The organism is Corynebacterium sp. HMSC078A10, from assembly GCF_001811565.1.
GTDB lineage: Bacteria > Actinomycetota > Actinomycetes > Mycobacteriales > Mycobacteriaceae > Corynebacterium > Corynebacterium hesseae.
On the sequence record NZ_KV805221.1, the window covers coordinates 89,143 to 113,247 of the forward strand.

Annotated in this window: 19 protein-coding genes; 6 read left to right on the forward strand and 13 right to left on the reverse strand. The window is 63.7% G+C overall.

Going from position 1 to position 24,105, the window contains the following annotated elements; all coding sequences use genetic code 11:
* Positions 1–119: 119 nt before the first annotated feature.
* Positions 120–1,046 (reverse strand): hypothetical protein, encoded by a 927-nt coding sequence (locus HMPREF2808_RS10005; protein ID WP_070624573.1) that lies wholly within the window; start codon positions 1,044–1,046, stop codon positions 120–122.
* A gap of 369 nt (positions 1,047–1,415) precedes the next feature.
* Between HMPREF2808_RS10005 and HMPREF2808_RS10010 the strand changes: the two genes are divergently transcribed.
* Both HMPREF2808_RS10010 and HMPREF2808_RS10015 read left to right on the forward strand, forming a co-directional pair.
* Positions 1,416–10,343 carry a type I polyketide synthase gene (locus tag HMPREF2808_RS10010; protein ID WP_070624574.1) on the forward strand — a complete coding sequence of 2,976 codons (8,928 nt, stop codon included), beginning with the start codon at positions 1,416–1,418 and terminating at the stop codon, positions 10,341–10,343.
* 164 nt (positions 10,344–10,507) lie between these two features.
* Complete coding sequence (locus HMPREF2808_RS10015; RefSeq protein ID WP_070533974.1) at positions 10,508–10,711, forward strand: hypothetical protein; 204 nt, start codon at positions 10,508–10,510, stop codon at positions 10,709–10,711.
* 75 nt (positions 10,712–10,786) lie between these two features.
* Here the strand turns inward: HMPREF2808_RS10015 and HMPREF2808_RS10020 are convergent, their stop codons facing one another.
* On the reverse strand, positions 10,787–11,971 hold the full coding sequence (locus HMPREF2808_RS10020; RefSeq protein ID WP_232748550.1) for a YihY/virulence factor BrkB family protein: 1,185 nt from the start codon (positions 11,969–11,971) through the stop codon (positions 10,787–10,789).
* An 84-nt stretch (positions 11,972–12,055) separates the two neighbouring features.
* Between HMPREF2808_RS10020 and HMPREF2808_RS10025 the strand changes: the two genes are divergently transcribed.
* On the forward strand, positions 12,056–12,532 hold the full coding sequence (locus HMPREF2808_RS10025) for an S-ribosylhomocysteine lyase (protein ID WP_070521145.1): 477 nt from the start codon (positions 12,056–12,058) through the stop codon (positions 12,530–12,532).
* A gap of 33 nt (positions 12,533–12,565) precedes the next feature.
* Here HMPREF2808_RS10025 and HMPREF2808_RS10030 read toward each other — a convergent pair whose 3' ends face one another.
* Both HMPREF2808_RS10030 and HMPREF2808_RS10035 read right to left on the reverse strand, forming a co-directional pair.
* Positions 12,566–12,763 carry a hypothetical protein gene (locus HMPREF2808_RS10030; RefSeq protein ID WP_070533977.1) on the reverse strand — a complete coding sequence of 66 codons (198 nt, stop codon included), beginning with the start codon at positions 12,761–12,763 and terminating at the stop codon, positions 12,566–12,568.
* Positions 12,764–12,838: 75 nt separating this feature from the next.
* The gene (locus HMPREF2808_RS10035) at positions 12,839–13,948 is read right to left on the reverse strand and encodes a UDP-N-acetylmuramate dehydrogenase (RefSeq protein WP_070624575.1); all 1,110 of its coding nucleotides are present in this window, start codon (positions 13,946–13,948) and stop codon (positions 12,839–12,841) included.
* 24 nt (positions 13,949–13,972) lie between these two features.
* Here HMPREF2808_RS10035 and HMPREF2808_RS10040 point away from each other — a divergent pair, with 24 nt between their 5' ends.
* Genes HMPREF2808_RS10040 through HMPREF2808_RS10050 form a run of 3 tightly spaced genes read left to right on the forward strand, consistent with a single transcriptional unit; the run spans position 13,973 to position 16,125 of the window.
* A complete protein-coding gene (locus HMPREF2808_RS10040) occupies positions 13,973–14,464 on the forward strand; it encodes a DUF2505 domain-containing protein (protein ID WP_070521152.1) in 492 nt (163 codons plus the stop codon).
* Positions 14,465–14,491: 27 nt separating this feature from the next.
* Positions 14,492–15,301, forward strand: a complete 810-nt coding sequence (locus HMPREF2808_RS10045) for a class I SAM-dependent methyltransferase (RefSeq protein WP_070624576.1) — start codon at positions 14,492–14,494, stop codon at positions 15,299–15,301.
* 23 nt (positions 15,302–15,324) lie between these two features.
* Positions 15,325–16,125, forward strand: coding sequence for an LmeA family phospholipid-binding protein (locus HMPREF2808_RS10050; protein WP_070624577.1), 801 nt, complete (start codon positions 15,325–15,327; stop codon positions 16,123–16,125).
* Between the two features lie 3 nt (positions 16,126–16,128).
* On the opposite strand, the gene HMPREF2808_RS10055 is transcribed toward HMPREF2808_RS10050, so the two are convergent.
* The 9 genes from HMPREF2808_RS10055 to HMPREF2808_RS10095 form a co-directional block, all read right to left on the reverse strand.
* A complete protein-coding gene (locus tag HMPREF2808_RS10055; RefSeq protein ID WP_070624578.1) occupies positions 16,129–16,590 on the reverse strand; it encodes a deoxyribose-phosphate aldolase in 462 nt (153 codons plus the stop codon).
* A complete protein-coding gene (locus HMPREF2808_RS10060; RefSeq protein WP_070624579.1) occupies positions 16,590–16,880 on the reverse strand; it encodes a DUF2516 family protein in 291 nt (96 codons plus the stop codon). Before HMPREF2808_RS10060 ends, HMPREF2808_RS10055 begins: the two co-directional genes overlap by 1 nt.
* A gap of 3 nt (positions 16,881–16,883) precedes the next feature.
* Positions 16,884–17,336, reverse strand: a complete 453-nt coding sequence (locus HMPREF2808_RS10065) for a CGLAU_01105 family protein (protein ID WP_070561534.1) — start codon at positions 17,334–17,336, stop codon at positions 16,884–16,886.
* Between the two features lie 15 nt (positions 17,337–17,351).
* Positions 17,352–18,686 (reverse strand): DUF445 domain-containing protein, encoded by a 1,335-nt coding sequence (locus tag HMPREF2808_RS10070; RefSeq protein WP_070624580.1) that lies wholly within the window; start codon positions 18,684–18,686, stop codon positions 17,352–17,354.
* A gap of 159 nt (positions 18,687–18,845) precedes the next feature.
* On the reverse strand, positions 18,846–19,004 hold the full coding sequence (locus tag HMPREF2808_RS13140) for a BRO family protein (protein WP_230310907.1): 159 nt from the start codon (positions 19,002–19,004) through the stop codon (positions 18,846–18,848).
* Positions 19,005–19,859: 855 nt separating this feature from the next.
* Positions 19,860–20,231, reverse strand: a complete 372-nt coding sequence (locus HMPREF2808_RS10080) for a hypothetical protein (protein WP_070624582.1) — start codon at positions 20,229–20,231, stop codon at positions 19,860–19,862.
* 47 nt (positions 20,232–20,278) lie between these two features.
* Complete coding sequence (locus HMPREF2808_RS10085; protein WP_070534020.1) at positions 20,279–21,028, reverse strand: succinate dehydrogenase/fumarate reductase iron-sulfur subunit; 750 nt, start codon at positions 21,026–21,028, stop codon at positions 20,279–20,281.
* Entirely contained in the window at positions 21,028–23,049 is a 2,022-nt protein-coding gene (locus tag HMPREF2808_RS10090; RefSeq protein WP_070521219.1) for a fumarate reductase/succinate dehydrogenase flavoprotein subunit, read from the reverse strand. The genes HMPREF2808_RS10085 and HMPREF2808_RS10090 overlap by 1 nt, the downstream gene beginning before the upstream one ends.
* Positions 23,050–23,064: 15 nt before the next feature.
* The gene (locus HMPREF2808_RS10095) at positions 23,065–23,820 is read right to left on the reverse strand and encodes a succinate dehydrogenase cytochrome b subunit (protein WP_070624583.1); all 756 of its coding nucleotides are present in this window, start codon (positions 23,818–23,820) and stop codon (positions 23,065–23,067) included.
* Positions 23,821–24,105: the final 285 nt, after the last annotated feature.

A 24,105-nucleotide genomic window follows, 5' to 3' on the forward strand; every position in this document is an offset into this window, starting at 1 on the left:
TACAAGGTGCCGCGCACCTTCTACCACTTCGAGCACCTGGCCTCCGACCAGCTGGGGAAGGTCCGCCGCCGCGAAGTACAGAAGGACCTCCTGAAGCTGCTTGGAGAAGAGGCACCGGCCTAGGCAGCGCGGTCGATATAGCGCATCACGCGCATAGGGTTGAAGGTTCGGTAGAACGCTTCACCGACCCGGACAAGCTGGCTCACCAACGCACTGAGCTGCCAGTCCAGCTGCTCATCGGTATAGCCCCACTTCGTGGGGATACGAGCCGTGGTCACCAGGACGAGATCCTGCTCTTCGCCGCCATCGAGGTTCACTACCTCGATGCGCGCTGAGTAGGCGTACTGGTCGCCATTCATAAACTCAGCCCAGCGCACGAGCGCATCAAGGTCGCAGGCACAGCGGCCGGAGGGAGTGACGAGGCTGAGCTCAATATCTCCGGAGCCATCACGAGCGGATTCAATAGTGATCGCGTGTTCATTGATAAGGATGCTCACCGCCCCATTCCGGTGATCCACCACGTGGACGGGCGTGCCGACCATCGCCAGGCGCGTAGCTCGCTCGTGGACCCGCCACATCCCCACTACTGAAACACCATAAGCTTCGCTGAAATAGTGGGGAGAGACCGGCTTGATCCCGGCCCCTTTGCGCGGCTTCGAGGGATGCTCCGGAAACTGCTCATCCAGGCGCGCGAAGACCGCCGACATCTCGGCCGCATAGCCCGCGATGATGCTCTTTAGCTGAGCATTCGTGGCCGTTGACGACAGATAGGGCGGCGCGAAGATCCGCAAGTGGGTGTGCATGTCGGAGCTTCCACAGGGCTCGGCCACGAGGTTGCCGGAGATTCCACCGCCGTTGAGATCGTTGATCTCCATGCGCAAAGGCTGCCGGTCCGGATCGAAGCACACCGCGCCACCCCAATACCCGAGCACGCAGAGGCCACCCATTTCCTCGTTGACGTCGATGCTTAAGAATCCGCCGGCAATCTTGATGGTCGGCATGCCGGTTGAGGAATCTTCCTCAAGCTTGCCTGCCAGCTTGGTCATGGTTTTGATAACTCGGCTCTTACTAATCCGAGCCGGTGTCTTGATTGTTTTCTTGGTTGCTGATTGAGACATTGTCCCCCCTTGATTTTCTTTTCTCTATGCTGCGCGAACCGTTGCTGAGCCACCCCACTCCTCCCCGAGCCGCCGCAGTGAGGCCAAGAATACAAAAGGTTGCGCAATTTCGCGCGGCAGGACCCTAAAGAGTGCACCCGCACCCAAACGTGAGAAAAACCTCACATTTTCCGCGCGGGAGACACCTATGCGCAAGGGCTTCGACTACGGTGGCTCATCATGATTGTTCTGTAGGGCTAACTAATTCTGCCCGCAGCTTGTCATAAAACCGTTCCCCATCAGCTCAAAAGAGGAAAGATGCCTGTTACTATGCTGCATTCCATGCCCCGCCCGGCCGTACTTTTCGCCGGACAAGGCTCCGATTGGCAGGGTTTCATCACCACCGCCGCGCAGTCTGCCGCCACTGCTGACACCCTGCGCGAGACCCTCGCCCAGGCACGCAGCCTCACCGGCCCCGCCGCACGCACCATCGCCTCCACCTGTCCCGGCGCCCTCGAGCGCCTCGAGCAGCTCATTGCTGGTGCCACCGAGTCCACTTCCCTCGACGCCCTGCCGGCGGTCTCCATCCCCGGCATCGTCCTCGGCCAGATTGCCGCTATCGAGCAGCTGCGCGACCTGGGCGTCGACATCGACGAGCGCGCTGGGCATTCGCAGGGCAGCTTGGGCGCGTTGGCCGTCGACAAGCCAGCGCAAGCCCTGGCCCTAGCGATCCTGATGGGCACCGCCGCCAGCGCCGTCAATGGCGCCGATCCGCGCTCCCAGATGCTGTCCATCCGGGGCCTGGAGCGCAGCTTCGTCACTGAACACCTGCACGGCACCGCCGCTATCGCCGTGGTCAACGGCCGCCGCCACTTTGCGCTGTCCGGCAGCCCGGAGGACCTGGCTGCCACCCGCACCGCCATCGACGAGGCCGTGAAGAGCTTCAACGCTGAGCTGGAGAAGCGCACCGTCGGCGGTGATGAGCTCAGCCCGCGTTTTGATGAACTGCCCGTGGCTCTTCCTTTCCACAACCCGGTGCTCGCTCCGGCCGCCGAGCGCACCGTGGCGCTGGCTCAGGAGTGCGGCCTCGACGTGGATGAGGCCCGCGCGCAGGCCGAGGCCATCCTGGTCAACGAACACGACTGGCCGGCCACGCTGGCCGAACTCAACTCCGAGCACCTCATTGTTCTGGACCGCGCGCTGACCACCCTCACCCGCCGCGTGGTGGAAGGCACGGGTGTCACGGTGATCTCGGCCGCCACCCCGCAGGAGCTCAATGCGCTGGCCACACCAGGCACTGAACTGCCCAAGGCCCTCAACTACGCCGACTTCGCCCCGCGCACCATCGAACTCCCGAACGGGCGCACCTATACCCAGACCCGCTTCTCCGACCTCACGGGCCTGTCTCCCATCATGCTGGGCGGCATGACGCCGACGTCTGCTGATGGAGAGATCGTGGCCGCGGCGGCCAACGCCGGACACTGGACGGAGATGGCCGGCGGCGGCATGTACTCCGATGAGGTCTTCCGCTCGCACCTGGCCACCATGGAAAAGCACCTGCGCCCCGGACGCACGGCACAGTTCAACACCATGTTCTTCGACCGCTTCCTGTGGAACCTGCACTTCGGCCAGGCGCGCATCGTGCCCAAGGCCCGCGCGGCCGGTGCGGCTTTCAACGGCGTGTGCATCTCCGCCGGTATTCCGGAGGTAGAGGAAGCCGGCGAGCTGCTGGACCGCCTCCACGCCGACGGTTTCCCTTTCATCTCCTTCAAGCCCGGTACCGCAAAGCAGATCCGGGATGTGCTGGCCATCGCCACGGCCTACCCGGAGGACCGCATCATCATGCAGGTCGAGGACGGCCACGCCGGCGGCCACCACTCCTGGGTCAACCTGGATGACATGCTGCTGGATACCTACGCCGAAATCCGCCAGCACCCCAACGTCTACCTGGCAGTCGGCGGCGGCATCGCCTCTCCGGACCGCGCCACCTCCTACCTCACCGGTGAGTGGGCGATAAAACACGGCCTGCCCGCCATGCCTGTCGACGCCGTCTTCATCGGCACCGTCGCCATGGCCACCAAGGAAGCCAAGGCCACGGATTCCGTCAAGGACCTGCTGGTCAACACCACCGGCATTTCCCCGGAGGACAACGATGGCTGGGTCGGCCGCGGAACCGGCGCGCACGGCGTGGCGTCCTCGCAGTCCCACCTGCTGGCGGACATCCACGACCTTGATAATTCCTTCGCGGCGGCCTCGCGCCTGATTACTTCCCTGAACATCGAGGACTACCCGGCGCACCGCCAGGAGATCATCGACGCCCTGGCCAAGACCTGCAAACCCTACTTCGGCGATGTGGAGTCCATGACCTACGCGGAGTGGCTCGAGCGCTTCGTGGAGCTGGCCCACCCGTTCGTGGATCCCAGCTGGGATGACCGCTTCCTCGATCTCCTCCACCGCGTCGAGGCCCGCCTGAACCCGGCGGACCACGGCCAGATTGAAACCCTCTTCACCAGCGTTGAGGACGTCCACGATGCCCCGCGGGCCGTCGCTAAGCTGCTGGCCGAATACCCCGCCGCACGTACCACCGAGGTCTCCGCGCGCGATGCCGCCTGGTGGATTTCGCTGCACTATAAGCACGTCAAGCCCATGCCGTGGGTGCCCGCCATCGATGGTGATCTCAAGAGCTGGTTTGGTAAGGACACCTTGTGGCAGGCGCAGGATGAGCGCTATTCCGCCGACCAGGTGCGCATCATCCCGGGCCCGGTAGCCGTGGCAGGCATTACCAAGAAGAACGAGCCGGTGGCAGAGTTGCTTGCCCGCTTCGAACAGGCCACCACGGATGCGCTGCTGGAGCAGGGCTCGACCCCGCAGAAGGCTTTCTCCCGCCTGAACTCCGCCGCCGATGAGGCCGCGTTCCTGCGTACTTCTCCTACCCTGCTGTGGCACGGCCACCTCATGGCCAACCCGGCTTATGAGATGGATGAGAACGCCTTCGACCTGCGCCAGGATGCCGAGGGCAACTGGGAGATCGTCATCACCGCGGATTCCTACTGGGATGACCTGCCGGAGGAGCAGCGCCCCTTCTACGTTCGCGAGGTCACCGTCCCAGTAGACTTGCCGGAGGACGTGGCCACGGGTGGCTCCCCGGTGGTCTCCGAGGAGCGCCTGCCCAACTCCGTCTTCACCCTCCTGGAGGGCCTGGCTGGTGTCGGCTCCACGGCGGAGCAGGGCGATGAGATCACGGAGATGCCCACCGTCGAGTCTGGCTACTCCTTCCACTTCCCCGCCTCGCTGCTCTCCGCACACAGCGCGGTGACCTGCGGCGATGCTGCAGCCGAGAAGGCCGGCACCCCGGATGTTCTGGTCGGTCCCTGCTGGCCGGCCATCTATGCCGCGCTCGGCTCCGGGCGCTTGGAGGATGGCTACCCCGTCATCGAGGGCCTGCTCAACGCGGTGCACCTGGACCACGTCATCGACCTGCGCGTGCCGCTGGAGCAGCTTGCCGACGGCCGCCAGATCGACGTCACCTCCTCCTGCACCGCCATCGAGGAATCTGTCTCTGGGCGCATCGTCACGGTCGAGCTCGAGCTCAAGGACCACGCTTCCGGTGATGTCGTGGCCACGCAGATGCACCGCTTTGCCATCCGCGGCCGCGCCACCGGCACCGCCGCGCCGAGCCAGGCACCGGAGTGGGGCGGCGGCAAGTCCGCCACCAAGGTGGTGCCGACGCCGCGCTCCTTCGTCGACCGCGCCACCGTCACCGCCCCGCAGGACATGACGCCCTTCGCGCTGGTCTCCGGCGACTATAACCCGATCCACACTTCCTATAACGCTGCCCAACTGGTGAACCTGCAGGCACCGCTGGTGCACGGCATGTGGCTCTCGGCCGCCGCGCAGCAAGTGGCCGGACGCCACGGCCGCGTGGTGGGCTGGACCTACTCCATGTACGGCATGGTGCAGCTGGGCGATGACATCGAGGTCACCGTCGAGCGCGTCGGCCGCAAGGGTATCCATGAGGCCCTCGAGGTCACCTGCCGCATCGACGGCGAGGTGGTCTCCCGCGGCCAGGCTCTGCTCGCCGCGCCGACCACGGCGTACGTCTACCCCGGCCAGGGCATCCAGGCCGAAGGCATGGGCAAGGGCGACCGCCAGGCCTCCCCGGCAGCGCGCGAGGCGTGGCGCCGTGCCGATGCGCATACCCGCGAGAACCTGGGCTTTAGCATCCAGAAGATCATCGATGAGAACCCGACGGAGCTCACCGTTCGCGGAACTACCTTCCGCCACCCGCAGGGTGTGCTGCACCTGACCCAGTTCACGCAGGTGGCCCTGGCCGTGGTGGCCTATGCCCAGACCGAGCGCCTGCGCGCCGAGGACGCTCTGGCGCCGACCTCCTACTTCGCCGGCCACTCCCTGGGCGAGTACACAGCGCTGGCCTCGCTGGCGAATATCTTCGACCTCGAGGGTGTCATCGACATCGTCTACTCCCGCGGCTCCGCCATGGGCAGCCTGGTCCCGCGCGACGCGGAGGGTAACTCCGAATACGCCATGGCGGCACTGCGCCCGAACATGGCTGGTATTGATGCCGACAGCGTCGACGCTTGGGTGGCTGAGGTCGCCGAGGCCACCGGCGAGTTCCTGGAGATTGTTAACTACAACATCCGCGGTCAGCAGTACTCCGTCGCCGGCACCAAGAAGGGGCTCAAGGCCCTGGTGGACAAGGCCAATGCCATCGCCCCGCGCGCGGCGGTCATGGTCCCGGGCATCGACGTGCCTTTCCACTCCCGCGTGCTGCGCGAGGGTGTTCCGGCCTTCGCCGAAAAACTCGACGAGCTCCTGCCACAGGAGCTGGACCTCGATGCCCTGGTAGGCCGCTATATCCCGAACCTGGTGGCCCGCCCCTTCGAGCTCACCCAGGACTTCGTCGACGCCGTGGCCCCGCTGGCACCCTCCGGCAAGCTGGACGGGCTGAAGGTGGAGGACCTCTCCGAGCACGAGCTCGCCCGCCTGCTGCTCATTGAGCTGCTGTCCTGGCAGTTCGCCTCACCTGTGCGCTGGATTGAGACCCAGGACCTCCTCTTTGGCAAGGTCGAGCAGATCATCGAGGTCGGCCTGGCTTCTTCCCCGACCCTGACCAACCTGGCCACCCGCTCGCTAGCCGTCGCCGGCATCCCGGAGGGCACCATCCGCGTGCTCAACGTGGAGCGCGACCAAGAGCAGGTCATGCTTGCCGACGTCTCCGAAGCCCCCGCCGCCGAACCCGCTCCGGAATCCGACGCCGAGGAGGCACCACAAGCCAACGAGGCACCAGCCGAGGCTGCCGAGGCTCCGGCTGCGGCCGCGCCAGCTGCCGCACCTGCTCCTGCGCCTACCGCAGCCGCCGCCTCCGGCGACGCCCCCGAGCTGCGCTTCGGCGCGGCGGAGGCCATCATGGTGCTCTTCGCCTTCCAGAACAAGATCCGCGTGGATCAGATCGCGGACTCCGACACCGTGGAGGAGCTGACCAACGGTGTGTCCTCGCGCCGTAACCAGCTGCTCATGGACATGTCCGCGGAAATCGGCGTGCCGGCCATCGATGGTGCCGCCGATGCCGACGTGGCCACGCTCCGCGAGAAGGTCGCCACCGCCGCCCCGGGCTACTCCGCTTTCGGCCCGGTGCTGGGTGAGGCCGTCGGCGCGCGCCTGCGCCAGCTCTTCGGCGCTGCGGGCCTCAAGCCCACCGCCGTGGCGGACTACGTCACCGGCACCTGGGGCCTGCCCGAGTCTTGGGTTGCCCACGTCGAGGCAGAGATCCTGCTCGGCTCCCGCGAGGAGGACTCCGTGCGCGGCGGCTCGCTGAGCACCGTGCCGGCGAGCGCTACCTCGAAGTCCGCGGCGCACGAGCTGATCGACGCCGCCGTCCAAGCCGTCGCCGCTACCCACGGTGCATCCGTGTCCAAGGGCGCGGCCGCCGGTGGTGCCGGTGGCGGTGCCGTGGTTGACTCCGCTGCGCTCGATGCCTTCGCCGAGACCGTCACCGGTGAGAGCGGCGTGCTGGCGACTGTCGCCCGCCAGGTTCTCTCCCAGCTGGGCTTGGACTCCGAACCGGAGCTCATCGAGGCCCCTGACACCACCGTCATCGATGCCGTCGAGGCAGAGCTCGGCTCCGGCTGGCTCAAGTCCGTCACGCCTTCCTTCGATGCGAACAAGGCCGTGCTTTTCGACGATTCCTGGGCCATCGCCCGCGAGCGCCTCGCCCGCGTGGCGCTGGGTCAGGCCGAGTACCCGGTGGAGAGCTTCCGCGGTGCCGGCGAGGACCTGGCGCGTCAGGCCCGCTGGTGGAAGCATGAGGACATCGCGCAGGCCGCCGTGGACACCACCCCCGGCGCGTTCGCCGGTGAGGTTGCCCTGGTCACGGGTGCTGCCCCTGGTTCCATCGCCACCGCGCTGGTGGAGCGCCTGCTGGAGGGCGGCGCGACCGTCATCATGACCGCTTCCCGTGTCAGCCAGGCCCGCAAGGAATTCGCGCGCACGCTCTACGCCGAGCACGGCGCTGCCGGTTCCGCCCTGTGGCTGGTCCCGGCGAACCTGTCGAGCTTCCGCGATATCGACGCGCTCATCGACTGGATCGGCACCGAGCAGCGCGAGTCCGTGGGCAACGAGGTCAAGATTCTCAAGCCTGCGCTGACCCCGACGCTGGCCTTCCCCTTTGCCGCGCCGAGTGTCGCCGGTTCGCTGGCGGATGCCTCCGGAACGACCGAGACGCAGGCCCGCCTGCTGCTGTGGTCCGTCGAGCGCACCATTGCGGGGCTGGCGAGGTTGAGCCAGGGGGACGTCGACAAGCGCTGCCACGTCGTCCTTCCGGGCTCGCCCAACCGCGGCACCTTCGGCGGCGACGGCGCCTACGGCGAGGTCAAGGCCGCGCTCGATGCCATCCTCAACAAGTGGAAGGTCGAGGCCGGCTGGCCGCAGGGTGTCACCCTGGCGCAGGCCAAGATCGGCTGGGTGGCTGGCACGCACCTCATGGGCGGCAACGATGGGCTGGTGCCCGCCGCCGAGAAGGCCGGTATCAAGGTGTGGAGCCCGGAGGAGATTTCCACCGAGCTCATGGATCTGGCCAGCGCCGACTCGCGCGCGCAAGCAGCGCATGCCCCGGTGGAGAAGGACCTCACCGGCGGCTTGGAGGGCTTCTCCCTCACCGAGCTCGCTTCCGGTGCGGAGCCGACTAACGTCGTTCCGCACGAGGAGAACAACGCCCCCGCGACCATCACCGCGCTGCCCAACCAGGTGCAGGCAGTACAGCCTGGCCTGGAGGAAGAAGTTGGCCAGGTCACCACGGACCTGGAGGACATGGTGGTCATCGCCGGCATCGGCGAGGTCTCCTCATGGGGTTCCGGCCGCACGCGCTTCGAGGCCGAGTTTGGCCTGCAGCGCGATGGTTCCGCGGAGCTCACCGCCGCCGGTGTGCTGGAGCTGGCCTGGATGACCGGACTGGTGGAATGGCGCGAGGATCCACACCCGGGCTGGTTCGTGGTGGAGAGCGATGAAGAGATCGCCGAGGAGGACATCTTCGAGCGCTTCCGCGATGAGGTCGTCGCACGCTCCGGCGTGCGCACGCTGACGGATAAGTACCACCTGACCGACCGCGGCTCCATCGACCTGACCACCGTCTTCCTGGACCGCGACGTCACCTTCACCGTGGATTCGGAGGCCACCGCCCGCGATATCCAAGAAGCGGACCCGGAGTTCGTCAGCATCGCCGAAGTGGACGGCGAGTGGCAGGTCACCCGCCGCCAGGGTGCCACCGTTAAGGTGCCGCGCAAGGCCACGCTGACCCGCACCGTCGCCGCGCAGATGCCGGATGACTTCGACGCCGCCAAGTGGGGAATCCCGGAGCACATGCTCGACTCCCTCGACCGCATGGCGGTGTGGAACCTGGTCAGCGCGGTGGATGCCTTCACCCAGGCCGGCTTCTCCCCGGCGGAGCTGCTGCGCTCCATTCACCCGGGTCAGGTAGCTACCACGCAGGGCACCGGTATCGGTGGCATGGAGTCCCTGCACAAGGTCTTCGTCACCCGCTTCCTCGGTGAGGAGCGCCCGTCCGACATCCTGCAGGAGGCCCTGCCGAACGTCATCGCGGCGCACACCATGCAATCCCTGGTGGGCGGCTACGGTTCCATGATTCACCCCATCGGCGCCTGCGCTACCGCGGCGGTCTCGATTGAGGAGGCCGTGGACAAGATTGCCCTGGGCAAGGCCGATGTGGTCGTGGCCGGCGGTATCGACGATGTCCAGGTGGAATCCCTCCAGGGCTTCGGTGACATGAACGCCACCGCGGAGACCGCGAAAATGACCGCCAAGGGCATCGATGATCGCTTCATCTCCCGCGCCAACGACCGCCGCCGCGGCGGCTTCCTCGAAGGCGAGGGCGGCGGCACGGTCCTGCTAGTTCGTGCCTCACTAGCAGCCGACTTAGGACTGCCGGTGCTCGCGGTGGTCGCGCACGCGGCCTCCTATGGCGACGGCGCCCACACCTCCATCCCGGCCCCGGGCCTGGGTGCACTGGGCGCTGGCCGCGGCCGGGAGAACTCCCGCCTGGCGCGCTCGCTGCGCGGTCTGGGCCTGACGCCAAACGACGTCAGCGTCCTGTCCAAGCACGACACCTCTACCAACGCCAACGACCCCAACGAGTCGGAGCTGCACTCCCTGCTGTGGCCGGCGATTGGGCGCGATGAGGACCAGCCGATGTTCGTCATCTCCCAGAAAACGCTCACCGGCCACTCCAAGGCGGGTGCCGCGCTCTTCCAGACTGGCGGCATCATCGATGTCTTCCGCACGCACCGCATCCCAGCGAACGTGTCCCTGGACTGCGTCGACCCGCTCATCGCCCCGAAGGCGCCGAACCTGGTGTGGCTGCGCTCCCCGCTGGACCTCGCTGCGGCGGGCCACAGCGTGAAGGCCGCGGCACTGACCTCGCTTGGTTTCGGCCATGTCAGCGCGCTCATCGTCTACGCCCACCCAGGCGTGTTCGAGCAGGCCGTGTCCCAGCAGCGCGGGGCGGATGCCGCCGCCCAGTGGCGTGAGCGGGCCGAGCAGCGCCTGCGTGCTGGCCGCGCCCACTTCGAGGCCGGCATGCTGGGCCGCGCCCCGCTCTTCGAGGTCATCGAGGGCCGCCGCCTCCCGGCACGCGACGCCAAGGCCGCCGAGATTGCCATGCTTCTCGACGACTCCGCGCGCCTCACCGAAGACGGCACCTACCCCTCCGCCTAAGGCGCTAGCCCCTAACAGCAAGCCCTAAGAACAAGCCGAGGAAGTCCGCTAAGAAGCGGGCCTCCTCGGCTTCTTTTTCTGCCTGCGCCCCTCGCCTCGTGATAGTTTTCGCATAAGACACCGTTTACCTAAATGCGAGACTTCCACGAACCAGAGGACGAAGCATGGATATTGAAAAATTCCTCATGACAGCTGTCGGCTCACTCAGCGTCATTTCCCTTATCGGGTGGCTCTCCGCTGACTACGAGTGGTCAACCAGGGCCACAACGGTAATGGGGTTTGGATTCCTTATCTCAGCACTGATTGACAAGCGCAGGCAAGAAAAGGCCGCGGGCCAACGCCGGGTTCCAGAAGAGTCTGTGCAGTAACCGCCCGGCTTCACAACTGCCCTATCTGCCAAACTTATCGCCGATCCATGCAACGCGGGGGCAAGGTTTTGGCATCTAGGCGCGTTCTTCCTCTGATTCCTCCGCCTGCTCGTCCTGCACCTGCCGCGCGTTATCTGAAATCTCACGCGCCCTCTGCTCCAAGCTCTCCTGGGCGCGGGCCTGGGCTTGGGATGAGTTCTCGGCGCGCGGCGGGGCTTGGATGAAACGCTCGGAGTGCAATCCCAGCTGCAGCTCCTTAGCGCGCAGCACCTCAGCATCAATCTTGATGCCAAGGATGAGCACTGTGTTCATCAGCCACATTGCCACGAAGACCGCCATGACGGTACTCAGCGCACCATAGGCGCTGGCCGCAGCAAGGTACTTCAGGTAGAGACCCACCAAACCCCAGGACACAACCGTGCCCACGAGCGCCACGATGGAACCGTAGGTAATCCACCTAAAGCGCCCGGGCCGCACGTTGGGGCCAAAGTGATAGAGCACCGCGATGAGCGTGAGCACCACAACCACGGTGACTGGGAAGCGCAGCCAGTTCCACACTGGGAGAAAGATTCGCACCAGGTACGTGGCGGCATCTTCTAGTCCTACGTTGCGAGCAAGCGGAATCAGCCCCTCATTAAGAACTGCATCACGCAGCAAGTTGGCAAAAAGCACGATGACCGCGCCGACCACGATGACTGCTGTCAGCCCCCACATCAGCGCCCACGTGCGGATGATGCCGCGGCCCTCCACCCGGCCGTACACGGTATTGGCTGTCCGCGAGAAGGCCCGCACATACGCCGAGGCAGAAAACAGCGAAATGGCCAGGGAGATGATCAGAGCCAACGTGCCCTGCGCGCTGGAGCCGATGATCGTGCCGACGACCGTATGGGCTTGCTCAGAAAGCGAACCGGGGACGTACTGTTCGATGAGCTCTGAGGTCAGTTGCTCCACTTCTGCTTGGCGGGAGGAGAAGATGAGCGTGGCAATGGAGTAGGCGGCCAGCACCGTTGGTGCAAAAGCCATGAGCGTGAAGTAGGTCATCCCGGCGGCGCGGTCCATGAAGGCATCGTGGAAGAAGTCATTCCACGTGCGGCGGATGACCAGCCCCCAGCTCTCCTTGCGCAGGCGATTACCTTTGGCGAGGGGGTTGTGTTCTTCATCGTGGCCCTGGACCTCCAGGACGGTCGGGCCTTTAAACGGCACGATTGTCTCCGGCTCCTCGGCCGACATAGCGTTGCCGTCAATCTCCTCTTCGCTCATATCTGACCAGCGTATGCGGCACAGCCCGCATTCAGGGGAAGGACACTCTGGCCACAGCCAGAGCCGTGGTTACACTGGGAAGGCATGACTGAGAAGAACACCGAGAACAAGATCAACGTAAAGTCCTTCGAACTCGATCACCGGCTTGTCGCCGCCCCCTATATCCGCGTCGCCGACCGCACCGACCTGGGCGGCGGGGTCGAGATTATCAAGTATGACCTGCGCTTCTGCCAGCCCAACAAAGAGCACCTCGGTACCGAAGCACTGCACTCGGTCGAGCACATGATGGCCAACTTTATGCGCAACTACACCGACAAGCTCATTGGTTTTGCCCCGATGGGCTGCCGTACCGGCTTCTACGCCATCACCAACGGCATGGAGCAGGATGAGCTGCTCCGCGCTGTCGACGGCGCGCTCAATGACATCCTCAATGCCACTGAGGTTCCCGCCGCCAACGAGGTGCAGTGCGGCTGGGGCGCCCACCACTCACTCGAGGGTGCACAGGAGGCCGCACGCAACTTCCTCGCGGCCAAGGAAGAGTGGCTCAACGTCATGGCCTAAATGGCCATGACATCGGGGCGGGGCCTATCCGTCCTAGGACTCGAGGCGTCGGATCTGGGTACGGGCGACGAACAGCCCGGCGACGCCAAGCCCCAAAACACTCGCCATCAAGGTGCAACGTGCTGCGCTGAACTCCGCGAACAGTCCAGGGATCAATAGGATCGCCGCCACGCAGAGAAGGCTCGAAGCAAAGAGGAGGATGGCAAAGAGTACGTCTTTGGGGATGTACATGCGAGGTCCTTTCCAGGCGGCTAGTGACTGCCTGCGGCGAACTAGTAATTCAACGCTATTTTAAATATTTCGCACTTATATTTCTACCCCTAGCCAGATGGGCTCCGGCTCCAGCGTCACGCCGAAGGCCTTCTGAACCCCGGCGCGGATGTCGCGGGCCAGCGCAACGATATCGTCGGCGGTGGCCTCACCGCGGTTGGTCAGCGCCAGGGTGTGCTTGGTGGACAAGGTTGCCTTCGCGCCTGACTCTTCACCTGGGTAGCCCTTGGCAAAGCCGGCGCGCTCGATGAGCCACGCGGCGGAGAGTTTTTCCTTTCCTTCTCCTCCTTCACCCACCGCATGGCGCGGCATGCGGTCGGCATCCTCGTCGCCGCGGGTGGCGCGGACTGCTTCCTGGATGGAATCGGCAAGCTCGGGCTCGACGATGGGGTTGGTGAAGAAGGAACCGGCCGACCACGTGTCGTGATCTTCTGGGTCAAGCACCATGCCCTTGCCGCGGCGCAGCTTCAGAACGTCCTCACGGACGTCGGCCACGGGGCGGCGCTCGCCGGGGTTCTGGGTGAGCTGGCCAAAGCGCAGGGGCCTCGACAGGCCGTCAGTAGTCAGCTGCAGCTCGACGGCCAGCACCACACCGCGCCCGGTGAACTTCAGGTTGGAGTAGCGATAGGCCAGCTCCAGGTCCGCGGCCGGCACCCACGTCGCGGTCCGGGTAGCGCGCTCGTAGAGATAAACCTGCGTGAGGACGTCGGAGGTCTCCGCACCATAAGCGCCGACATTCTGCACCGGCACGGCACCCGCATTGCCCGGAATCCCGGAAAGGCACTCAATACCGCCCAGGCCGCAGTCCACGGACAAAGCCACGACGTCATCCCACACCGCACCCGCATCAGCGCGCACGAGGCCACTGGCCACGGAGACGTCAATGTCCTCGAAGTCGAGGATGACCACCACGACTTCCAGCTGACCTTCCGCCACCACGAGGTTGGAGCCGCCGCCGACGACGAGGTAGTCCTGGGAGGCGTCGTCAAGCGCTGCCAGCGCAGCGATGGCGGCCTCAGCGCTGGCGCAGCGCACCGTCACCAGCGGGGCACCGCCGATGCGCAGCGTCGTGAGATCGGCGAAGGTGGTCTCGGAATCAAGCGTGACTCCGTCAATATCAGCGAGGGTCAGGAATTTATCTAGCACGTCTACCAAGGTAGTCTGTAACTCATGTCAACCCGTAGCGAAAACACCGTGATCATCAACCAGCCCATCGATAAGGTGCACAAGGCACTGTCCACCCAGGAGTACTGGGACTTCATCGTGGCCAAGCTCTCCCCGGAACCGGGCACCGTGCACGAGTTCACCGGCAACACCGCCGTGCTCTACGAGATTCTTCCGACCTCCCTCCTCCCGGAGGCCGTCCGCGCCATGGTCTCCCAGGACCTCAAGGAAAAGCGCACCGTGACCATCGGCGAGGTTGTCGATGATCAGATGTCCGTCTCCTTCACCGCTGACGTCAAGGGCACCCCGGTCGACTTCAAGGGCGACATCACCTACAAGGGCCAGGGCGAGTCCACCGCTCTGGATTACGTCTCTGAGGTTTCCGTCAACATCCCGATGATGGGCGCTGCCATCGAACCGAAGGTTGCTGAGGCTCTGCAGGAGCTCTACACCAACGAGGGCAAGCTCACCGAAGAGTGGATCTCCAACAACCTCTAAACAGCTCTCTACAACGCAGTTGTTGCCATGGCCGATCACGCGCATAACCTGAAGGCTCAGGAAAGCGCTGGTCGGCCTTTTGGCGTTGTTACCCGCGGCACCACTAATCCCAACCGCCTGCGCCGCTGCGATCGCTGGATGGTGGCGCACCCGGAAATCTCCTCGCTGCTGCGTTCCACTAAGGAACCGCTGGCTCTCGACGTCGGCTACGGCGCCTCCCACACCACCACGGTGGAGTGGGCCGGCTGGCTGCGCAGCGTTAATCCTCATACCCGGGTGACGGGTTTGGAGATTTCCCCCGAGCGCGTGCTGCCGCCGCGCGATGGCGTGACCTTTGAGCTCGGCGGCTTCGAGCTAGCAGGCTACCGCCCACAGCTGGTGCGGGCCTTCAACGTGCTGCGCCAGTATGACGTGGACCAGGTGGAGAAAGCCTGGAACACCGTGAACTCGCGCTTGGCCCCCGGTGGGTTCTTCGTGGAGGGAACCTGCGACGAGCTGGGGCGCAGGGCGGCCTGGGTGCTTCTCGACGCCTCCGGCCCACGCACCCTAACCCTCGCCTGGGATCCCTTCGACGTTGCGCGCCCCAGCGATATCGCGGAGCGCCTGCCCAAAATCCTCATCCACCGCAACGTGCCGGGTGAGCCGATCCACGAGCTCTTGCAGGCGGCCGACGCCGCCTGGGACCGCGCCGCCGGCTGGTCTCCTTATGGCCCGCGGGTGCGCTGGCGCATGGCGCGCGAAGAACTCCGGCAGACAGTTCCGATCCATCCGGTACACCGCCGCCTGCGGGATAACGTGCTCACAGTGGATTGGAACCTGGTAGTTGGCCATCTTTAAGCCGGTGCGCCACACTAGTAGTCATGGCTTCTTCTAAATCTTCCGCCTCGACGGCCTGGAAAATCTTCATTGGCGTACTCGTGGTACTCCTGCTCATCATCCTGGTAGCTGAGCTCGGCCTGCGCTGGTTCTTAGGTTCACAGATGAAGAGCCAATTCACCCAGTCCGCCAAGGAACAGGGCGTGGAGACCTCCGAGGAACCGGAGGTGAGCTTCGGTGCTAGCCCCATGGTCTTTGGCATGCTCAACGGCAAGATTCCGCAGATGGATATGAAGACCCCGTCCACGCTGAAGATTGATGGCACCAACATCGCTGGGCAACCGGCTGCGGATGTCCACGTCGAAGACATGACGCTGTCCCAGGAGCCAGTCGCGGGCACTCTGCGGGCCTCGACGACGGTCCCGGATCAGTTCCTGCTTGCCAGCTTCCAGAAGGCCATTGCTGAGCAGTCCGGCTATGATGCCTTGGGCAACCTCGTAGTCACCGCGATTACCGCCAACGATGCCGAGGATGACCTCGAGGTGGAATTTGCCGGTGGCCTGGCCACGCTCTCGCTCAAGCCGGAAGCTCGCGACGGCAAGCTCGCCATCGATGCGAAGGAAGCATCGCTCTTCGGCTTCGACCTGCCGGAGCAGGCAACCTCCGCGATTTCGAATGCCTTGGCCGAAGGCATGGAGGAACAGCTCGCGGGACAAAAGCTCACCTTTGAGTCCGTGGACGTCGGCGCCGGCGAGCTCACGCTGACCCTCATTGGCCACGACGTCCCGATGAGCGAGCTCGATTCCGCCACGGCACCAGCACCGGAATCGGCACCGGCCAACTAAGGCTTAAGAATTAGGGCGCAGGCTCTCTACGGTGAGCTGCGTGTCTAGGTTTTCGTCGTCTGAAACGACGGACCCCGGATCAACAAGGGATTGATAGCCCGCCTGCTCCGCCAGGCGGGCTATTTCTTTAAGCGGCAATCGCGAGTCTTCGGGAAGAATGAGCCCCAAACGCACGGGCAGCGGGCAGGCCTCGCGGAGGGTGACGAGCTCGGAGAGGAGCGAGGTGGCATCCCCTAGCAGTGCATCCACCGCAACCCACACCTCGGCCGCACCAGACTGAACTGCCAGCCGTGCCTCCGCTGCCTTCACCAAAGAGTGGTGGCGCCCAGTGGGATAGCCGGCGACGGCAATGATGTGCTCGGCGCCCTCGGCGGCAAGCACATGGTGCGGGGAGACAAGCACTCGCTGCTGCCCCGCGGATTGGGTCCGCACCTCCTCCAGGGAGGCCTCAAGCAGATTCAGCATTAGTAGGAATAATCGCCGTTGATGATGGCCTTGAGCTGCGGGCGCACATCAAACCAGTACACGCCGGTGATGATGGCGCCAATCCAGCTGACAAAATACAGCGGCAGGTTCATCACCAGGGCGGAACCGACGAGTAGCCCGACCCATACCCATTTGTTCTGGCGGTCACCGGCGCGGAAGGCATCCTCCCGCGTCATCGCCGCTAGGACGGCACCGATGAGGGCAAAAAGGGATACCGCCATAAAGATGTACTGCGGTATCGACGAAATAATATCTAGAAAAGTGTGCATTAATTAGTTCTCGTCAACGACTTCGCCGTCGATGACATCGTCGTTCGGCTTTGCTGCATAGGGGTTGCGCGGGCTCTGCGGCTCCTGCGGCTGCTGGCCCGCCGCGCGCTGCTCCTTGGCGTTGTTGATAGCGCCCTGAACTCCCTCACGGGTCTCGGTGAAGGCGGTGTTGAAATCCTCACGAGCCTTCACGAAGGACTCCGAATTGCGGGTCTCGCGTGCAGCGGAGGACACAGACTCCCCAATGTTCTTGGCTGTGGAGGTCACGCGGTCAAAGAAGGACTCCTCCTTCGCGGTGCCATCACCCATGCCCGCCGCATCAGCGGCGCGGGCAATGCGTTCCGCCTGCGCGTTCTGGGCCTGGTTCTGGCGCTCTTCCTTGAAACGGCCACCAAAATCCTTGGCCACATCAAAAGCAGAGGAACCGGCATTCTTGATTGAGTCAAATACGGACATGGTCGTCACTCCTTGTTAGACGCCAAAAAGCAGATGATTAACAGTGTAGATAACCAACCCAGCCAGTGCACCCACGACCGTGCCGTTGAGGCGAATGAACTGCAGGTCCTTGCCCACCATGAGCTCGATGTTCTCGGAAGCCTCCTGAGCATCCCAGCGCTTAATGGTCTCCGGGATAATCGCGATGATCTCCGGTGCGAACTTCTCCACCGCGTAGCGCGCGGCCTTGTCCACGAACGCATTGGCCTGGGCCAGGAACTCCGAATCCTCCAGCAGCCGGTGCGCCATTTCTTTCACCTTGGCGGTCATCTTCTGGCGCAGGAAGGACTCCGGGTCAGTGAGCTGCTCAATAAGCGTGGAGGAGACCGTCGCCCACATTGCCGCCGGGGCCTTCTGCGCCTGATCGGAAGCCAGCATTTCCTGCTTGATTCCCTCGATGCGCCCGCGCATATCTTCATCCCACTGCAGGTCCGAGGCCAGCTTGGACAGGTTACGGCGAATGGCCAGGCGGGCCTCGTGGTTGCCGTTGCGGCGAACCTCATCGGCGAACTCCACGAGCTCGGCGTAGACCTTCTCCCCCACCATCTCGCGGGCAAAGCGCGGCGCCCAGCCGGGCATGCGCTCATCGATGGCGGTGACCACCGTGGATTCCATGCCGAGGATCTTGCCGTGCGCCCAGTCAATGAGGTCATCCTCCAACGGGCGCGCCTTGCCTTCCGCGATATAGCCCTCCAGCAGACGGCCCAGCGGCGGGCCCCACTCGGGTTCTGCCAGACGGGCCATGACCTGAGTGCGGATGAATTGCTCTGCCTCCGCCGGGTCTAGGTCTGCGACCACGCTGGCTGCGCGCTCACCAATCCACGCGGAGACCTCCTCCGCCCGCCCAGGCTCTACGCCCTGGCGCGCCAGCCACAGCGGCAGCTCCGCCTCACGCACCTTGGCGCTGAGTGCATCCGCGGTGAGGAAGTTCTCCTCCACGAAGTCCTTGAGCGCATCACCCACGCGGTCCTTGTTGTTGGGGATGAGCGCGGTGTGCGGGATGGGCAGCCCCATCGGCCGGCGGAACAGCGCGGTCACGGCGAACCAGTCCGCCAATCCACCGACCATTCCTGCCTCCGCCGCCGCGCGCACGTAGCCCACCCAGACGGGAGCCCCGCTTGCCGACGCCTGCCACCACGAGCACCCCAAAAAGATCACCGCCGCACCAATCAGGAAGGACAGCGCAATCGCCTTCCAGCGGCGCAGGTCCGCCCGGCGCGCCTCCTGGTTTCCTGGCTGCGGCACAAACGACGTCTGCGACGCCGACGTTTCCCGAGCCGGCTCAAGCCCTGCGTCCGCGCGGTGCGTCATGGGTTGGTTCTCCTTGGGTCTGCGTAATGATGGGGAATAGTGAATCCATTAATCAACATTAGTGGGTGTACCGGACACATTCGATAGCCACCAACACTAAGATCGACTCCTAGCTTTATGAACGCCAGCCTGCCGAGAGCCCGTTTGTGGTTCCGTGATTCACGCCCCCTTGCAGTGACGCACCAGGGCATCTTTCGTGTTGGTGTAGCCGAGAGCGGTTGCCACGTCCTTGCCGTAGAACAGGACCTGCCCGCCCGAGGTGATGGTTCGGATCGTACCGAACTCGTGGTTGGTGAACGCATGTCGCGCGGTAGCCATGACCGACTCCTTTTCCGAGAGCCGAGTAGACAATCGCGGGCGCGGAATGCGCCAGGCTCTCACCTGTCAGGCACGGCAGGCACCGAAACCGGACACGGCGTGAGGAAGGCTCTCGCCCATACGCCCCCGAGCACCGACAAATCCGGACGGGTCAGAAGGCACACTGGTGTGTGAACGTACCGATGGCCCCGTGCCCCGTGCTCTTGTTTCGGCGTCATCAACCAGGTAGCCTTGCAATCAACATGACCGGTTCCGCTGCCCGCCTCGGTGGGAGTCCAGGGCCGGTCTTCGTTTTTGTATCAAACAGGGGTGCGCGTGGAGCAGGTGAAGCAATTCAAGACCTACGGTGAACAAACACCGAGCCCTAGCCGGAATCAAAGGCTATGAAACCGACCTTGTTAACTTGCCTGCTAACGAAGTAATTGGGCATTACCGCAGGCTATTCACCATTGAGAAATCGTTTCGGATGTCGAAATCAGACCTGAAAGCACGCCCAATCTTCGCCAGGAAACAAGACTCGGTCACCGCACATCTCAACATTGGTGGCGAAACCATCCACGCCGCCGTACCACTACCCCCGGAAATCCAAACCCTCGTCAACACCATCACCGCCCCAACCCTTCGGCACTAATTTGAGCCAAGTCAGGTTAGTGTTCGCGTCGCTCCCTGCGGCGCCATTCACGCGTATGGCGCCGTAGGGGCGTCGTCAAGCGCCCGCTCCCCCCCTCACCCTGCGCACCCATCCCAAACGCCAGCAACCCCCACCTCCTCACATGGTCTCCCATGTGTGTTTGGAGGTGGGGGTTGTTGTGGTGTCAGTACAGAAACTTAGGCGTTCAACGTCCTAGGAGGTGCCTAGTTGATGCGGCCGGTTTCCTTGCGGTACTGGCGGTAGTAGCGGCGGCCGAAGTGGACGGAGCCGACTGCCAGGATGGCAACAACGACGAGCGCGATAGCGCCGACGATGATGTTGATTTGGTAGTCAGCACCAGCGGTGCCCTCCGGGTAGAGCCACGTACCGAGGCCCCAAATGAGGATGCCGGCTGCCGGCAGGAGCGAGAGAATCAGGCCCATGCCCACCCAGGTGGAGGTACGCAGCAACGAAGAGTGCGGCGCACCGTAGGATACGGGCTCGTAGCCCTCGATGTAGGAGTCCTGGATCTTGCCGGAGAACTCCGGGTAGGTCTCGCTGTGGTGATCAGCTACTGCCGGGTTGAGGTCGCTCATGGCTGAAACTTTCTCTCGTTCCTGTTAATCCTGTGAATGACTATAGCTTAGTCGTCCTTGCCGCGGAAAGCAGCACGTGCACGTTCGCGGGTAACCGCGGAAACCGCGGTCAGCGGCACACCAGCCGGGCACACATCAGCGCACTCGCCGTAGAGCGAGCAGTGGCCGAAGTTCTGCTCTAGATCGTCCACCATGTTGCGTGCGCGGCGGCCACGCTCTTCCTTGCCCAGCGGCATGAGGGAGAGGTGAACCAGCTTGGCGCCGGTGAACAGGTGAGCAGCACCGTTCGGGCAGGATGCCACGCAGGCACCGCAGCCGATGCAGGCAGCGTGATCCAGGGCGTACTCAGAGGTCTCGTGATTGATGTGCAGGGTGTCAGCATCCGGAGCGGTACCCGCATCCATGGACACGTAGCCGCCCTGCTCCATGACGTGGTCCAGCTTGGAGCGGTCCACGATCATGTCCTTGATCACCGGGTAGGCAGCGGAGCGGAAAGGCTCCAGCTTGATAGTGTCGCCGTCCTTGAACTGGAACAGGCGCTGCTGGCAGGCCGGGGTGTTCTGGCCTGGGCCGTGCGGGCGACCGTTGACCAGAAGGCCACAGGTACCACAGATGCCCTCACGGCAGTCGGAAGCGAATGCGAACGGCTCCTTGCCGGCCTCGATGAGGCCGTCGTTGACGTGGTCGAGCAACTCCAAGATGGACATCTGCTCGGCGGCGTCGTCAACCTGCACGGTTTCAAACTTGCCTTCTTGCGTCGGTCCGGCTTGACGCCAGATCTCAAGTGTCAGTTTCATTACTTGTAGTTCCTTGTCATCAGCGGGATCGAATCAAAGTACAGCGGCTCGGCGTGGCGGATGAACTCGCCCTCAGCAGCGCCCGGCTCCCATGCGGAGACGAAGCACCAGTTCTCGTCATCACGTTCGGCCTCGCCGTCCTCGGAGAGGTGGTCATCACGGAAGTGAGCACCACAGGACTCGTCGCGGTCGAGAGCGTCGATGCACATGAGCTCGCCCAGGTCGATGTAGTCAGCAACGCGCAGACCGTACTCGAGAACCTGGTTCATGTCATTGGCGTCGCCAGTAATGCGCACGTTAGCCCAGAATTCCTTGCGCAGTGCGCGAACCTTCTCGATGGCAACCTTGAGGTCCTCGACGTTACGGGACACGCCACAACCCCAGTAGAGGATGTCACCCAGCTGGCGGTGGTAGTACGCCGGGCCGTGCGGATCCTGACCCTGGATGGACATGAGGCGGTCGATGCGAGCCTGTGCGCGAGCAACAGTCTCGTTGGCCTCTGCCGAGTCCTCAGCCAGCTTGGCCTCACCCAGGTGGTGGGCCAGGTAGTTCGGGATGGTGAACGGCAGGGTGAACCAGCCGTCGACGGAAGCGGACAGCAGGGAGTTAGCACCCAGGCGGTTCGCACCGTGGTACGTCCAGGAGCACTCACCGGCGGCGAAGAGGCCGTCGATGGTGGTCATCTCATTGAAGTCCGTCCACAGGCCGCCCATGGTGAAGTGGCAGGTCGGAGCGATACGCATCGGGGTCTCATAAGCGGACTCACCAATGGCCTCTTCGTACATTTCGATGAGGTTGGAGTAGCGCTCGCGGATCTTGTCCTTGCCCAGGCGCTCGATGGCGTCGCGGAAGTCCAGGTACACGGAGTTGTGCAGCGGACCAACGCCCAGACCCTTGTTGATCTGCTGGGAGATGGCGCGGGAAGCCACGTCACGCGGGACGAGGTTACCGAAGGCCGGGTAGCGGCGCTCCAGGAAGTAGTCGCGCTCCTCTTCCGGAATCTCGTTGGCAGGACGGTCATCCTTCTCCTTGATCGGAGACCAGATGCGGCCGTCGTTACGCAGCGACTCGGACATGAGGATGGTCTTGGACTGCCACTCGGAGTTGACCGGCAGGCCAGTCGGGTGGAACTGGATGAATGCCGGGGAAGCCAGGTAAGCACCGTTCTCGTACGCACGCATCATGGCGCCGGCGTTCGAGTTCTTGGCCAGCGTGGACATGTGGTAGACGTTGCCATAACCGCCGGTACCGAGGATGACTGCGTGGCCGGTGAAGGCCTTGAGCTCGCCGGTGATGAGGTTACGGGTCACGATGCCGCCGGCGCGCTTCTTGCCGCCGTCGGTGTAGGTAATGATGTCCTGCAGGTCGTGGTGAGCGAAGAGCTCCACGTTGCCCAGACCAATCTGGCGGTAGAGCGCAGACGTGGTGGACAGCTGCAGCTGCTGGCCTGTTTGGCCACGGGTGTAGTAGGTACGGGAGACCTGCACGCCACCGAAGGAACGGGTAGCCAGGGTGCCGCCGTACTCGCGAGCGAACGGAGCGCCGATGGCGTTCATGTGGTCGATGACGCGGATGGACTCATAAGCCAAGCGCCAGCAGTCGGACTCGCGGCAGCGGTAGTCACCACCCTTAACGGTGTCCTTGGTATGGCGGTAAGCGGAGTCGTTATCCACCTTCTTGTGGCGGGAGGAGTTCACACCACCCTGCGCAGCAATGGAGTGCGCACGGCGCGGTGAATCGTGGTAGGTGAAGACCTTGACCTTGTAGCCCAGCTCGCCGAGAGCAGCGGCGGCGGAACCAGCGGACAGGCCGGTACCGACAACGATGATCTCGAACTTGCGGCGGTTCAGCGGGGAGACGAGCTCCATGTGGTCCTTCTGGTAGCTCCACATGTCCTTCATCGGGACGCCGTGCGGCTCGTGGGACTCCAGGATGCGGCCCGGCTTAACGCCCGGGACGATGGACTGCGGGTGCGAGAAGTCAGGGTGCTCGCGCTTGAGTTCAGTGTTCGCGTTAGTCATGGGTTCAAAACTCCTTTAGCTGACCCAGCCCAGGGCGACGGACAACGGCATAACAATGTTTGCCAGGCACACGACGGCCGGGACGATGTACGCCAGGACAACAAAAACCTCGCGCCACTTTGCACCGGTGATGCCCAGGTCAGAAGCCGCAAGGCGGATACCATGGGTCAGGTGCAGGAAGAGGCACAGCATGGCGACGATGTAGACGATGGTCACCGGCCAGCGCGAGAAGGTTGCGATCATGTTGGCCTTAACGGCACCGTGAGCAAAAGCTTCTGCTGCAACCGGCTGGACACCAATCGTCAGGTCCAGAAGGTGGAAGATGATGAACAGGAGAAGCACGATGCCGGTAACCAGCATGCTCTTGGTAGCAAAGGAATCCATGCCGCCCATCAGGTTCGTGCGCTTGAACTTGCCGCGGGATGCCTTCGAGCGAGCGGTCAAAGCAAAAGCGCCGTAAATGTGAGCGATTACGCAGGCCAGCAGGACGATGCGAATGATCCACAGTGCGTGACCGCTCGGGATCAGTGGCTCACCAAGATTACGCAGGTAAGCGCCGTAGGCATCGAGTGCTTCCTGGCCGTCGTGAGCCGGCAAGTAAAGCTTCAGGTTGCCGGCCATGTGTCCCACGACGAAGAGCGCGAAGAACAGACCGGTAATTGCCATCGTCAGTTTCAAAGCCCAGGACGGAATTCCTGGCTTAGGACGAATCGTTTCATTAGTAATACGGCCGTGAGCGAGGGCTTCACGGTCAGGATTTTTTACAGACATGACACCTCCATTGTCGCCCTTACCTTACGCAGACCTTTGCGCTGACCACTAGTTATATCTTTGCTTTGCATACCCCCTCCCCCTCCTATGGTCCCCGTATTTAAACGAGTTAAGGCAAGGATCACCTTAGGCGCCACACCTCTTTGACCGCTCTACCTTGATCACTTCCTTTTACGCAATATTGACCTTGCGAAAACATTTCACGGATGAGACTTTTGTCACAGGGTGTGGCCTGAGTGACGACCCTACCCCTTTAGGTGTCAAACTTTCGCTTGGTATACACCC

What these genes read in the sequence shown, in the direction of transcription:
- HMPREF2808_RS10005 (WP_070624573.1), bottom strand. Translation starts at nt 1,046, where the DNA reads ATGACCAAGCTGGCAGGCAAGCTTGAGGAAGATTCCTCAACCGGCATG.
- HMPREF2808_RS10010 (WP_070624574.1), top strand. Translation starts at nt 1,416, where the DNA reads ATGCCTGTTACTATGCTGCATTCCATGCCCCGCCCGGCCGTACTTTTC.
- HMPREF2808_RS10015 (WP_070533974.1), top strand. Translation starts at nt 10,508, where the DNA reads ATGGATATTGAAAAATTCCTCATGACAGCTGTCGGCTCACTCAGCGTC.
- HMPREF2808_RS10020 (WP_232748550.1), bottom strand. Translation starts at nt 11,971, where the DNA reads ATGAGCGAAGAGGAGATTGACGGCAACGCTATGTCGGCCGAGGAGCCG.
- HMPREF2808_RS10025 (WP_070521145.1), top strand. Translation starts at nt 12,056, where the DNA reads ATGACTGAGAAGAACACCGAGAACAAGATCAACGTAAAGTCCTTCGAA.
- HMPREF2808_RS10030 (WP_070533977.1), bottom strand. Translation starts at nt 12,763, where the DNA reads ATGTACATCCCCAAAGACGTACTCTTTGCCATCCTCCTCTTTGCTTCG.
- HMPREF2808_RS10040 (WP_070521152.1), top strand. Translation starts at nt 13,973, where the DNA reads ATGTCAACCCGTAGCGAAAACACCGTGATCATCAACCAGCCCATCGAT.
- HMPREF2808_RS10045 (WP_070624576.1), top strand. Translation starts at nt 14,492, where the DNA reads ATGGCCGATCACGCGCATAACCTGAAGGCTCAGGAAAGCGCTGGTCGG.
- HMPREF2808_RS10050 (WP_070624577.1), top strand. Translation starts at nt 15,325, where the DNA reads ATGGCTTCTTCTAAATCTTCCGCCTCGACGGCCTGGAAAATCTTCATT.
- HMPREF2808_RS10055 (WP_070624578.1), bottom strand. Translation starts at nt 16,590, where the DNA reads ATGCTGAATCTGCTTGAGGCCTCCCTGGAGGAGGTGCGGACCCAATCC.
- HMPREF2808_RS10060 (WP_070624579.1), bottom strand. Translation starts at nt 16,880, where the DNA reads ATGCACACTTTTCTAGATATTATTTCGTCGATACCGCAGTACATCTTT.
- HMPREF2808_RS10065 (WP_070561534.1), bottom strand. Translation starts at nt 17,336, where the DNA reads ATGTCCGTATTTGACTCAATCAAGAATGCCGGTTCCTCTGCTTTTGAT.
- HMPREF2808_RS10070 (WP_070624580.1), bottom strand. Translation starts at nt 18,686, where the DNA reads ATGACGCACCGCGCGGACGCAGGGCTTGAGCCGGCTCGGGAAACGTCG.
- HMPREF2808_RS13140 (WP_230310907.1), bottom strand. Translation starts at nt 19,004, where the DNA reads ATGGCTACCGCGCGACATGCGTTCACCAACCACGAGTTCGGTACGATC.
- HMPREF2808_RS10080 (WP_070624582.1), bottom strand. Translation starts at nt 20,231, where the DNA reads ATGAGCGACCTCAACCCGGCAGTAGCTGATCACCACAGCGAGACCTAC.
- HMPREF2808_RS10085 (WP_070534020.1), bottom strand. Translation starts at nt 21,028, where the DNA reads ATGAAACTGACACTTGAGATCTGGCGTCAAGCCGGACCGACGCAAGAA.
- HMPREF2808_RS10090 (WP_070521219.1), bottom strand. Translation starts at nt 23,049, where the DNA reads ATGACTAACGCGAACACTGAACTCAAGCGCGAGCACCCTGACTTCTCG.
- HMPREF2808_RS10095 (WP_070624583.1), bottom strand. Translation starts at nt 23,820, where the DNA reads ATGTCTGTAAAAAATCCTGACCGTGAAGCCCTCGCTCACGGCCGTATT.